The organism is Pseudomonas sp. IT-P176, assembly GCF_949767245.1.
In the GTDB taxonomy this organism is placed as follows: domain Bacteria; phylum Pseudomonadota; class Gammaproteobacteria; order Pseudomonadales; family Pseudomonadaceae; genus Aquipseudomonas.
In genome coordinates, this window is sequence record NZ_CATKPN010000027.1 from 1 (window position 1) to 11797 (window position 11797).

The 11797-nt window shown below is 62.6% G+C and carries 10 protein-coding genes; 2 read left to right on the forward strand and 8 right to left on the reverse strand.

Features of this window, described 5'->3' with window-relative positions; translation table 11 throughout:
* Positions 1–285: 285 nt before the first annotated feature.
* From ACM6IP_RS01700 to ACM6IP_RS01725, 6 genes are all read right to left on the reverse strand, one after another.
* Complete coding sequence (locus tag ACM6IP_RS01700; protein WP_095169858.1) at positions 286–723, reverse strand: Lrp/AsnC family transcriptional regulator; 438 nt, start codon at positions 721–723, stop codon at positions 286–288.
* Positions 720–2114 (reverse strand): threonine synthase, encoded by a 1395-nt coding sequence (gene thrC, locus ACM6IP_RS01705; protein WP_401126917.1) that lies wholly within the window; start codon positions 2112–2114, stop codon positions 720–722. Before thrC ends, ACM6IP_RS01700 begins: the two co-directional genes overlap by 4 nt.
* 16 nt (positions 2115–2130) lie before the next feature.
* The gene (locus ACM6IP_RS01710; protein ID WP_414860808.1) at positions 2131–3021 is read right to left on the reverse strand and encodes a LysR substrate-binding domain-containing protein; all 891 of its coding nucleotides are present in this window, start codon (positions 3019–3021) and stop codon (positions 2131–2133) included.
* 59 nt (positions 3022–3080) lie between these two features.
* A complete protein-coding gene (locus ACM6IP_RS01715) occupies positions 3081–4511 on the reverse strand; it encodes an amino acid permease (RefSeq protein WP_414860809.1) in 1431 nt (476 codons plus the stop codon).
* A 143-nt stretch (positions 4512–4654) separates the two neighbouring features.
* Positions 4655–5932, reverse strand: a complete 1278-nt coding sequence (locus ACM6IP_RS01720; RefSeq protein ID WP_414860810.1) for a cystathionine gamma-synthase family protein — start codon at positions 5930–5932, stop codon at positions 4655–4657.
* 177 nt (positions 5933–6109) lie between these two features.
* Positions 6110–7969 (reverse strand): ABC transporter ATP-binding protein, encoded by a 1860-nt coding sequence (locus ACM6IP_RS01725; protein ID WP_414860811.1) that lies wholly within the window; start codon positions 7967–7969, stop codon positions 6110–6112.
* Positions 7970–8094: 125 nt separating this feature from the next.
* Between ACM6IP_RS01725 and ACM6IP_RS01730 the strand changes: the two genes are divergently transcribed.
* Positions 8095–8634 (forward strand): adenylate kinase, encoded by a 540-nt coding sequence (locus ACM6IP_RS01730; RefSeq protein WP_401127004.1) that lies wholly within the window; start codon positions 8095–8097, stop codon positions 8632–8634.
* Positions 8635–8688: 54 nt separating this feature from the next.
* Positions 8689–9243: a DinB family protein gene (locus tag ACM6IP_RS01735; RefSeq protein WP_095169853.1), complete on the forward strand. Its 555-nt coding sequence runs from the start codon at positions 8689–8691 to the stop codon at positions 9241–9243.
* Positions 9244–9245: 2 nt separating this feature from the next.
* Here the strand turns inward: ACM6IP_RS01735 and ACM6IP_RS01740 are convergent, their stop codons facing one another.
* Both ACM6IP_RS01740 and ACM6IP_RS01745 read right to left on the reverse strand, forming a co-directional pair.
* A complete protein-coding gene (locus ACM6IP_RS01740; RefSeq protein ID WP_414860812.1) occupies positions 9246–10274 on the reverse strand; it encodes an LLM class oxidoreductase in 1029 nt (342 codons plus the stop codon).
* Positions 10271–11704: an MFS transporter gene (locus tag ACM6IP_RS01745; protein WP_414860813.1), complete on the reverse strand. Its 1434-nt coding sequence runs from the start codon at positions 11702–11704 to the stop codon at positions 10271–10273. The genes ACM6IP_RS01740 and ACM6IP_RS01745 overlap by 4 nt, the downstream gene beginning before the upstream one ends.
* Positions 11705–11797: the final 93 nt, after the last annotated feature.

Here is an 11797-nt window from a genome sequence, read left to right on the forward strand (position 1 = left end):
CACCGAGTGGTGGGGGTAGAGCCTTTTGCTTACTTTTGGGCTCCTCCAAAAGTGAGCCGCTGTAAAAGCGGAACCATAGGTGGCCGTTACCGCAGAAATGGATATGTACGCGGTCTAATCCAACACCCCAGAGGCCCAGAGGCCGCCACACGAGCAAGCTCCCTCGCCACAGGCCGCTACAAAGTTGTGTAGATACCTATGCTCATCGCGGGCAGGCCGCAAGCGGGCGCCCGCACCCACAATGACTCCAGGGGTTCGCAGAGTTTGCATACCCCCCGACTCGCCCTAGACCACCGACGACAACACAAACGAGGTCACGGTGTTTTCCACCCCAGGCAGTGCCGAAATCTGCTTCCAGACCTTGTGCACCCGCTCGGGACTGGCGGCGCCGACGCGGAGCATCAGGTCGAACTCACCGCTCATCACATCGCACTGGATGACTTCCGGGATCGCTCGCAGCGCCTGCAGCACCTCGGCCCCGCGCATGCGGTCGTAGCGGTAGACAAAGATCACCGCATTGATGTGCGAGGCGCCGGAATGCCCCTCGCCCGTGCGTACCGTATACCCCTGGATCGCACCGTCGCGCTCGAGTCGTTCGATGCGCTGGCGCACGGCATTGCGCGACAGGTTGACCTTGGCCGCCAGCTCCGCATGGGCGGCCCGGGCATTGAGCCGCAGCTCGGCGATGATGCGCTCATCGAGGGGATCGAGAATACGTTTCACCGGGCCTCCCAGGGCAGCGCGCCCAGGCGCTGGCGAAGTGTTTGCAAATCATCCGCCTCGATCCGAGACGCCCCGCCGCCGCCCTGCTCCACCACCGGGGCAGGCATCATGGGCAGGACGATCCCCAGCTCGGCGAGCAACTGCGCCGACTTGCCGGGAGCGATCTCGCCCAGGGTCACCATCGGCGCCACCAGGCTGCGGCGATAGAGCCGGGCCGCGAGCACCCCGGTCGCCGTGTGGGGATCGATGACGTAGCCGGTGTCGCGGTACAGCGCGCTGATTTCCTGCACCGTCTCGGCATCGCTGACCGCGTAGGAGTCAATGATCATCCGCGCCTGTAACCAGCATTCGTTGGCCATGCGCATCTCGCCAGTGGCCTCGAACCCGGCCATCAGCGCACTCACCGCCTGGCCATCTTGCCCATAAAGCGCCCAGAGCAAACGCTCGAGGTTGGAGAAAATCGACAGGTCCATGGCCGGCGACAGGGTCTGGTTGGCGTGCGACCGGCAGTAGTAATTCTTCAGGAACAGCTGGTGCAGCGCGTCATTCTGGTTGGTCGCGACAATGATCTGGGTAATCGGCAGCCCCATCTTCTGCGCAATGTACCCGGCATACACCTGGGCAAAACTCGCCGCCGGCACGCTGACGCCGATGGGCCGCTGACCGCCACCCAGTTGCAACACCCCATGGAAATAGAACACCAGTTGCGCCAGCACACTGACCCAGTTGCTGGAGTTGAAGCTGACCGCCTGCAAGTCGGCGCACGGCCACTGCTGGAATAGCTGACTGACCAGGGTCTGGCACTGATCGAAGCTGCCGTTGACCGCGAACCTGTGGACCCTGGGCCGGTTCACCGCCTGCAACTGCTGCCACTGCTGCGGCGCCACGCCAGTCTGCGGGTAAAGCAGCACCACTTCGGCTTGCGCGCAATGCTTGAATGCCTCGATGGCCGCCAGCCCGGTGTCGCCATTGGTGGCCCCCAGCACCACCGCCCGGCGCTGGCGTTTGCGCAAGAAGTGCTGCACCAGCTGCGCCTGCAGTTGCGCGGCAAAGTCCTTGGAGGAACCTGTGGGCCCGTGGAACAGCTCCAGCACCCACTCGTTGCGGTCGACCTGGTGCAGGGGCGCAATCGCCCGATGACTGAAACCACGGCAGGCAGCCTTGAGCAACGGGCGCAAATCCGCTTCGGCAATCGCCTCACCGATAAACGGCTGCAACACCCGCCAGGCCAGTTCGTCATAGGCCAGGGTCGACCAGTTGGCGATGTCCTGCGGGCTGAAGTGCGGAAGGTCGACGGGGACGTACAGCCCCCCATCGTCGGCCAGTCCGGATAACACGACTTTTTCGAAGTCAGCCTCTACGGCCGAACTGCGGGTACTGACATAACGCATGGTTGGCTCCGGCCATTCATTTGTGACGATGTGCCTGCTCCACCAGCCAGGTGGCAAACATGATCGCGTCGGGGTGTTCGTCGGTGCCGGCACCGCGCACCAGGTAGAACGACTCGCTGGCTTCGATGCGCTGGGCGAAGGGTTCCACCAGGCGCCCGTCCTCGAGCATCTCGAGCACCATCGAGGAGCGGGCCAGGGCAATGCCCTGCCCCAGCTCGGCCATGCGTAAGGTCGAGATCAGGGTGTCGAACTGCATGCCGGTCGAGGAATCGACGCTGTCGGCGCCAACCATCTTCAACCAGTAGCCCCACCCTTCTTCGTAGCCCAGCACGTGCAGCAACGGATGCTGGGCCACGTCGGCCGGGGCCTTGAGCGGCGAGCGCGCCATCAGCGCTGGCGAGCAGACCGGGAACAGGCTGTCCCAGGTCAGGCGCTGCGCCACCAGGCCGGGCCAATGGCCGTGACCCCAGCGAATCTCCATGTCGTCCTCGCCGTCCAGTTCCTTGACCCAGATATTGCTGATGTAGCGGATGTCGACATGCGGATGGGCCTGGCGGAACCCCACCAGCCTGGGCGCCAGCCAGTGCACGAAAAACGACAGGCTGCCGCGCACCTTGATCGGCCGGCGCTTGTGCTGGCCGAAAATTTCGTTGGTGCCCACGGCCAGCCGGGTGATCGCGTCCTGCACCACGGGCAGGTAGGCCTGCCCTTCCTCGGTCAACCCCAGGCCACGGGGCAAGCGCTTGAACAGCGCCACCCCGAGGTGGCTTTCGAGCTGGCGGATCTGCTGGCTGACGGCGCCCTGGGTGAGGAACAACTCGTCGGCGGCGTGGGTGAAGTTCAGGCAGCGGGCGGACACCTCGAAGGCCCGCAACCAGTTCAACGGGGGTAAGGTTTTTTGCTTCATGGCCTGGACCTCTGTGACACCCCCGCACCGAGCGAACCTGCCCAGCCCGCCGACGGTTACTAGAACGCATCGGACGGTTGTGCCAAGGGGGCAAGCGCCAAGCGGCGCTCACGGCTTTTGCGGGTAATGTAATACACGAAGTAGCACCAGGCGATGAAGGGCAAGCCGAAGTACAGGGCCACGCGCTGCTCAGGGTCGAAGGCGATCCCGATGCAGGCCAGGCTGCAGCAGACCAACGCCCCCAAAGGCACCCACGGATAACCGCGGACCCGGAACTTGAGGTCGTGGATATCGCCGCCGTTGGCCACGTAGTGTCGGCGAAAGGCGATCTGGCTCGCAGCGATGCTCATCCAGACCACCACCACGGCCAGCCCGGAGATCGATACCAGTGCCAGGTAGATGGTGTCGGCGGCAAACACACTGCTGAGCAGCGAGGCGGCGCCCCCGGCCATGCTCACGATGATCGCGTTGAGCGGCGTGCCCATGCGGGTCAGGGCCGAGAATTGCTTGGGCAGGTGTCCCTGGTCGCTGAGGGTCCAGAGCATCCGCGAGGCGGCGTACAACCCGGAGTTGGCTGCCGACAGCAAGGCCGTGATGATCACGAAGTTCATGATGTCGGCGGAGTACGGAATGCCGATGTAGGTGAACACCGTGACAAACGGGCTCTCCACCAGCCCGGCCTGCTCACGGGGCAACAGGGTCGCGAGGACAAAGATGGTGCCGACAAAAAAGATCGCCAGGCGCAGCACTGTGGTGCGGATGGCCCGCGGTACATTGCGTTGCGGGTCCTTGGTTTCACCGGCGGCGATGCCGATCAACTCGGTGCCGGAGAAGGCAAAGGCCACCGCCAGCAAGGTCATGGCAATCGGCATGAAGCCGGTGGGGAACAAGCCTTCACGGGTGAAGTTGCCCAGGCCGATGCTGTGCACCTGGTCGATGTTCAACAGGCCGAGAATCGCCCCGCCGCCAATCACCAGGAACACCACCACCGTTATCACCTTGATCAGCGACAACCAGAATTCGGTCTCGGCAAACAGGCGCACCGAAATCACGTTGGTCAGGAACACCACCCCGGCAAACAGGGCGCTCCAGATCCACACCGGAGTGTCCGGGAACCAGCGCGTCATGAGGATGCCGGCGGCGGTGAACTCCGAACCGATGGCCACCGTCCAGGTCAGCCAGTAGAGCCAGGCCACCGTGTAGCCGGTGCCCGGGCCGAGAAAGCGCGTGGCGTAGGTGCTGAAGGAGCCGGTTTCCGGCATCTGCACCGCCAGTTCGCCGAGGCACATCATGACCATGTAGACCATCAGCGCGCCAATGATGTACGCAATCACCGCGCCCAGCGGGCCGGCCTGGTTGACGGTGTAGCCGGAGGTGAGGAACAGTCCGGTGCCAATCACGCCGCCCAATGCCAGCATGACGATGTGGCGGGTCTGCATTTTCTGTTTGAAACCGGAACGCGGGTCGAGTTGTTGTTCTTTTATGGACATGGTTGTTCTCATGAAAGGGGTTAGGGCACGCACTGGCGCCTGCGCTCGGTTGCCCGGCAGAGGCGCACCCAGGTTTTATTGTTATGGCTCTTCATGAAGTCCCCACGGACGGTCTCGCCGTGGGGCTGGTGATCCCTCACTCGTCAGCCTGCGACCTCGGCGCTCGGCGGATTGCAGGTAACACGCGCCATCGATGCGCTTTGCTCCTCGCGAGTGCGCCGGACATGGGCAAACGCCTGCTGCAGATCCGCCAGCAGGTCATCGGTGTCTTCGATGCCGACCGAGACCCGCACCAACCCTTCGCTGATCCCCAGGGCGAGACGCTCCTGCAGGGTGTTCTCGACGTGGCTGGTGGTGCGGGCCGGGCCGTAGATGGTTTCCACCGCCCCCAGGTTGCCCGCGCAATGGGCATACCGCAGGCGTGGCAGCAGCACCTTGACCGTGTCCATGCCCCCCACCAGCACGAAGCTGACGATGGCGCCAAAACCGCGCATCTGCGCAGCAGCGACACTGTGGTTCGGGTGGTTGGGCAACCCGGGGTAGTTGACCGACTCCACCAGCGCTTCGCTGCACAGGTAGTCCGCCAGGACGCGGGCGCTGTGCTGCTGTTGGCGCATGCGCAGCACCAGGGTCTTGATGCCACGGATGATCAGGTAGGCCGAGAATGGGTCGAGGGACGCACCGTTGATTTCCCGGTAATGCCGGACCTGCGCCATCAGGGTTTCGCTGCCGCACACCAGGCCGCCAAGCACGTCGCCATGGCCGCTGAGAAACTTGGTCGCGCTGTGGATCACCACATCCACGCCCAGCGCCAGGGGGTTCTGGTTCAGGGGGGTGGCGAAGGTATTGTCGGCCACCACCAGCGCACCGACACGCTTGGCCGCGGCGACCAGGCGCTGGATGTCGAGAATTTTCAGGGTCGGGTTGGTCGGCGTTTCCAGGTACAGCACGCGACAGCCCTTGGCGATTTGCGCTTCGATCTCGGCGTGATCGAAGGTTTCGCACAAGGTCACTTGAACGCCCATGCGCGGCAGGAATTCTTCGAAGATTTTGTTGGTGCCGCCGTAGCTGTCCTTGGTCGACACCACCCGGTCACCGTTGGCCAGGAAGGTGTAGAGCACACTGCTGATGGCCGCCATGCCGCTGCTGAACGCCACCGCGGACTCGGCCTGTTCCAGCTGGCGGATCTTCGCTTCGAGGGTCTCCACCGTCGGGTTGCTCATGCGACTGTAGATGAAGCCGGGGGCCTTGCCCAACGCCACGTCGTACCAGACGTCGATGTCGTCGTAGGCATAGGCGGCACTGGCAACGATCGGCGTTTGCGTGGCGTTGTAGGGATGCCCGCCCTGCTCCCCGCCCCAGACCGCACGGGTCCCCGCGCCGGCCTGGGTGAGTCCTGCGCTGTCAGGTTTTTTATTCATAGAGACTACTCGCACTAAGGATGGCGAGCGTTCAGCCACTCACCGGGTATGGCGGCCAATATAGGGAAATACGCCGCCCCCGAGAAACGATGGAATCGGTGGCAAAGGGGCGGTTTTTTTAATGGCTGGGGGACGAGCTGAACGGTCAGGCTCCCCCCCTGCGGCGCCCCTTCAGGCTCACACCTGATCCATAGCCTCGACCACGCCGTTGTCCTCCCCCAAAAACCCGCCACTTTGATGCTGCCACAGCCGCGCATAAACGCCGTTCTTGCCGAGCAGTTCGGTGTGGGTACCTTCTTCGATGATGCGTCCGTCATCCATGACAATGAGCCGGTCCATGGCCGCAATCGTCGACAGTCGATGGGCGATGGCGATTACCGTCTTGCCTTGCATCATTTCATCGAGGCTTTCCTGAATAGCCACTTCGACTTCCGAGTCCAGCGCGCTGGTGGCCTCGTCCAGCAGCAGGATCGGAGCGTTCTTGAGCATCACCCGGGCAATCGCGACGCGTTGGCGCTGGCCGCCGGACAGCTTGATGCCCCGCTCACCCACCAGGGTGTCGTAGCCGGTGTGGCCTTGTCGGTCACTCAGTTGGTTGATGAACCCATCGGCCTGGGCATTGGCCGCGGCGCTGCGGACCTGCGCGTCGGTCGCATCGGGACGGCCATAGGCGATGTTGTCGCGAATGGAACGATGCAGCAGGGAGGTATCCTGCGTGACCATGCCGATGGAGGCACGCAGGCTGTCTTGTGTCACCTTTGCGATGTTCTGGCCGTCGATGCGAATCTCCCCGCTGTCGACGTCATAGAAGCGCAGCAGCAAGTTGATCAGCGTGGACTTGCCAGCGCCAGAGCGACCCACCAGGCCGATTTTTTCACCGGGGCGGATGCTCAGGCTCAAGCCATCGAGCACCTGGCGTTCGCCACTGTAGTTGAAGCTGACCTTATCGAAGGTGACCGCGCCACCGCTGGTCATTAGCACGCCGGCATCTGGCGCGTCCTGCACCTTGGCGCCCTGGGTCAGCGTCGCCATGCCATCCTGCACGGTGCCGATGCTTTCGAACAGCGAGGTCATTTGCCACATCACCCAGTTCGACATGCCGTTGATACGCAATGCCATGGCAATGATTGCCGCCACGGCACCGGCGCCGATCTCGCCCTGATGCCATAACCACAGGGCATAACCCCCTGCCGCCATGATCAACGCCACCACCAGTGCCTGGTTGACGATATCGAACAGGCTGACCAGGCGCATCTGGCGAAAGCCGGTTTGCTTGAAATCCTCCATCGCTGCACGCGCGAAGTGCGCCTCACGATTGGAGTGGGAGAATAGTTTCACCGTCGTGATGTTGGTGTAGGCGTCCGAGATACGCCCGGTCATCATCGACCGCGCGTTGGCTTGTTCCTGCCCGACTTTCCCCAGACGAGGCACGAAGTACAGCATGGCCACGCTGAACAATACGACCCAGGCAACAAAAGGCAGCATCAGCTTCAGGGCGAAGCCGCCGGCCAGGGCGATGATCGCAATCAAGTACACGCCGATCCCGGGGGCGATCTCGATAAGGGTAAACAGCACATCGCGCACCGCTAGCGCAGTTTGCATCACCTTGGTCGTGACTCGACCGGAAAACTCATCGGAAAAAAAAGACAGGCTTTGCCGCAGCATCAGGCGATGGAAGTCCCAGCGCAGGCGCAACGGCAAGTTGATCGCCAATATCTGGTGCTGCACCATGGTGCGCAGCGCGACCAGGACGACACTGGTCACCATGACGATGCCCATGCCCCACAACACGCGACTTTCCTGCTCCGCCGCTGCACCGCCCGCCTGCCAGGTCGAGAGCAGGTCCACGACCTGCCCGAGGAAGTAAAACAACCAGGCTTCGTAAATCGACACACCGGCACTCAGTAGCGCCAGCGCCAGGATGTAACCACGAGCACCCCGCGTACAGGCCCACAAAAAGCGAGCCAGGCCGGCGGGTGGCGGTGGCACCTCATCTGGCGGAAAGGGGTCGAGCCTTCGTTCAAACGCACCCAGCATGGTGATCTCCAAAACCATCCAGTCTAGTCCGTTCGACAAAACACGAGAAGCCTGGCGGTTTTTCGAGCGGCGGTTATGGGGTATCTTGCCGACCTCAGAACCGGCTGGTATTCATGGAGGAACAATTGCGGATCTACATTACCGGTGCGTCGTGTGCGGGCGTGACCACATTGGGACAAAACCTCGCAACCCTGCTGGGTGTTCGGCAGGTCGATGTCGATGATTTTTTCTGGATGCCCACCAACCCTCCGTTTACCACCAAGCGACCTGCCGACGAGCGCGTGTCATTGATCCAGCAGGAGTTCGCTGACGAAGATTGGCTGCTGACCGGTTCTTGTTTGGGTTGGGGAGATGCGCTGATCCGCCAGGTCGATCTGATTGTGTTCGTTGCAACTCCAACGCCGGTTCGCCTTGAACGGCTGGCCGCCCGGGAACAGCAGCGCTTTGGCGATCGCATCGCACCCGGTGGCGACATGCATGAGATACACGTGGCCTTTCGGGAATGGGCTGCGCAGTATGACAATCCGGACTTTGCAGGACGCAACCGAGCGTGGCACGAGGCGTGGTTATCCAAACAAACGGCTCCGGTCCTGCGGATCGACGGGGCCAACAGTGCTGAACAGATGGCAGCGGATGTGATTGCTGCATTGTCGCAAGTATCGTAGTCACTCGTAACCGAGCCGGCTTCCCCGCTAGCTGCTGGTAAAAGGATAAGCACCATGACCCGCACCCGCCACATCCACCTGATGGCGACCTATAACCAGTGGATGAACAGCAGGATTTATCAGGCCGCCCGGAGCCTGCCAGACGAAGAGCTGTGCATGGATCGTAAAGCCTTCTTTGGTTCGATTCTGCGGACCTTGAACCACCTGGTGGCCGGTGACACGGTCTGGCTGCAACGCTTCGCCACGCACCCAGCGAACTACCTGGCACTGGGTGCGATTGGCCAATTTCCCGTCAGCAGCCTGGACCAGTTGCTGTTCCCGGATATCCGCGAACTGTCGGCACATCGAGAGTGGCTCGATGAGCAAATTGTCGAGTGGTCTGGCTGCATTACCGAGTCGGACCTGGATCACACCCTCCATTACAGCAGCATGAAGGGTGTACCTGCCGACAAGAACTTCTACGCGTTGCTCATGCACTTTTTCAACCATCAGACCCATCACCGCGGACAAGTGACGACCTTGCTGTCACAGGCGGGTGTCGACATGGGGGATACGGACCTGGTCATACTTGTTCCGTCCGAGCCTGGCGCACTGGATAGCTCGCGCTGAACTCACCATGCCACCTTGAAGCCCGCTGGCCCCTGATGCGACGGAAACAGTGGCAGCACTTCTTCGGCCAGTTCCTGGACGACTTCTGCGGCCGGTCGCTGGGAGAACTGGATGCCCAAGGCGGCATGGTTGACCCCGGCAGCGCGCCACTCACCCAGCAACTCAATCAAGCCTTTACGCCCGGTACGCAGCACATATCCCCCCTGTATCGGTGTGCGGGGATGGTTGGGGTCGTCAACCAGATCGAGCCACTCATTGGTCATGTGGGGGCGGAACCCGCCGTCTGCAATCAACCCCCGCCAGGCCTGGATCTTTGCCGCCAGGCGTTTCGGCCCTTCAGGTGTATGGGTTGCTTCGGGAAAGGTCAGCCAGCCATCCGCCTGTTCTGCGATCCAGGCGGGTGACTGGCGGGACGAACCGGTCACCATCAAGGGTATGACTCCCGCCACGGGTTGCGGCAAGAACTCAGCGCCGGTGATCCGGCCCAAGGGCGAATCGACGACGGGCGTTTGCCCACCGGTGAGCTGACGAAAATACGCCACCGCCTGGGCAAACCGCTCGCCACGCTCGGCGTGCTGCAGACCGTAGGCGGGAAACTCTAGCGGCCGGTCACCCGAGGCAATGCCCAGGACCAGGCGCCCACCCGACAGCTGGTCGATCGTCGCCGAGGCCTTGGCCAGGTCGATGGGATGGCGCAGCGAAAAAATCGCACTGCCGGTTGCCAACGCAATGGTCTTGGTCTGGGCGGCCAGGAACGCCAAGTACGTGAAGGGGTCGAACACCTGGCCGGCATCACCGAACACCGGATCGAACAGCGGCACGTCCCTCACCCAGACGGCGGCAAAACCCAGGCGGTCAATGTCCCTGACCATCTGCGCCTGCCCCGCCAGCACCGCCATGTCACCTTGATAGAAGCGCAAGGGCAGAAAAATCCCCAGCGTCAGTTCATCGGACGCGAACATGCGTCGGTAGCCGGGATGGCTTGCGAACGCCCAAGAGGATTTGCCGACGCCGTGATCGATGCAATTCATGCTCGTTCTCCAGGTTCAGGCGCCTGGAGCGGGCGTGGTAAGGGCGATGCACCCGCAGACTTGCCGGGCAGGATGAGCGCGGCACAGACCACACCGATCACCACCATGCCGGCGGAGACCAAAATGGCATAGCTGAAGCCTTGCACCGCACTTCCACCATCGGCCAGCACGGCGATGCTGACTGCCACGCCCATCGCCAGGCCCACGGCTGAACCCACCTCTTGAGTGGTGGTCAGCATGCCGCCGGCCAAGCCGTGGTCGACCGCATCAATGCCCTCGATCCCGGCCACCGTCCAGGCGGGAAACGCGACCCCGTAGCCAATCCCCGCCAACAAGGTGCCGGGAAGAATCGAGGCAGCCCAGGAGGCGTCCGCTGCCAGTGAGGCACCCAGCAGCGCCAGACCGCCGATGAACAGGGTCATGCCGCCGAGGATGACCGGCTTGGTATTGACCCTGGCGATCAAGGTCGGCCCGACCCAGGCGCTGGAGAGCGTGAAGGCAATCGCCATCGGCAGCAGCCCCATTCCGGTCTGGGTGGCGCTGAAGCCGAGGATTTCCTGCATGTACAGCGCCACGACCACAAAGGTCGGACCCAGCGCGGTGTTCGCCAGCAGCGAGACCAGGTTGGCCCCGCCGGTCATGCGCCGCCAGAAAATCGGGATCGGCATCAACGGCTGTTTGACCTTGCTTTCGACCCAGACGAACAAGGCCAGCAACCCCATGGCCAGGGCGATCAATCCATAGGTGATGGGCGACGCGAGGCCCACGTGTTCGCTGTTGGCAAAGGCGAACACCAGCGTTGCAGCCCCCGCCGCGACCAGCACTGCACCGCCGGCGTCCAGGCGCCCCGCAGCCCTTGCCCCCTCGCGCTGACCCACCGGGAGATTACCCGCCAGGGCAATCACCAACACGCCAACGGGCACGTTGATCCACAGCACCCAGCGCCAGCCCATGAGGTCAGTGATGATGCCACCCAGGATCAAGCCCGCGACAAATCCTGTCGCGGCCACGGCCGTCCAGGCCCCCAGCGCTCGATTACGCGATTGCTCATCGGTAAACAGGGCCAGCAATAACGAAAAGGCCGCTGGCGAAAACAACGCCGCACCAAAACCCTGCAAGGCCCGGGTGAAGATCAGCATCGCCGGGCTCTGTGAACCCCCCCCGAGCAACGAACCGAGGGTAAAGATAACCAGCCCGAGCAGAAACACGCGCCGGCGGCCAAACAGGTCGGCCGCTCGCCCACCCAGCAGCAGGAACCCGGCAATGGCCACGCCGTACGCATTGATCACCCACTGCAAGGCGCCGGGGGTAAAGCCCAGGCTTTGCTGAATCTGCGGCAAGGGAATCATGGTGATGGAGAAGTCGAGCAGTGCAACGAATTGGGTGGTGCACAGCAATATGAGGCAGAGCCGCCAACGAGGATTGTTCATACAGGCATCCTGATAGATATAGTTTTACTAAAGCTTCTTAGTCGCGCTAAACGAACGGTATAATCGCTGGCGTGCTGCTCCAGCGGAAACGAT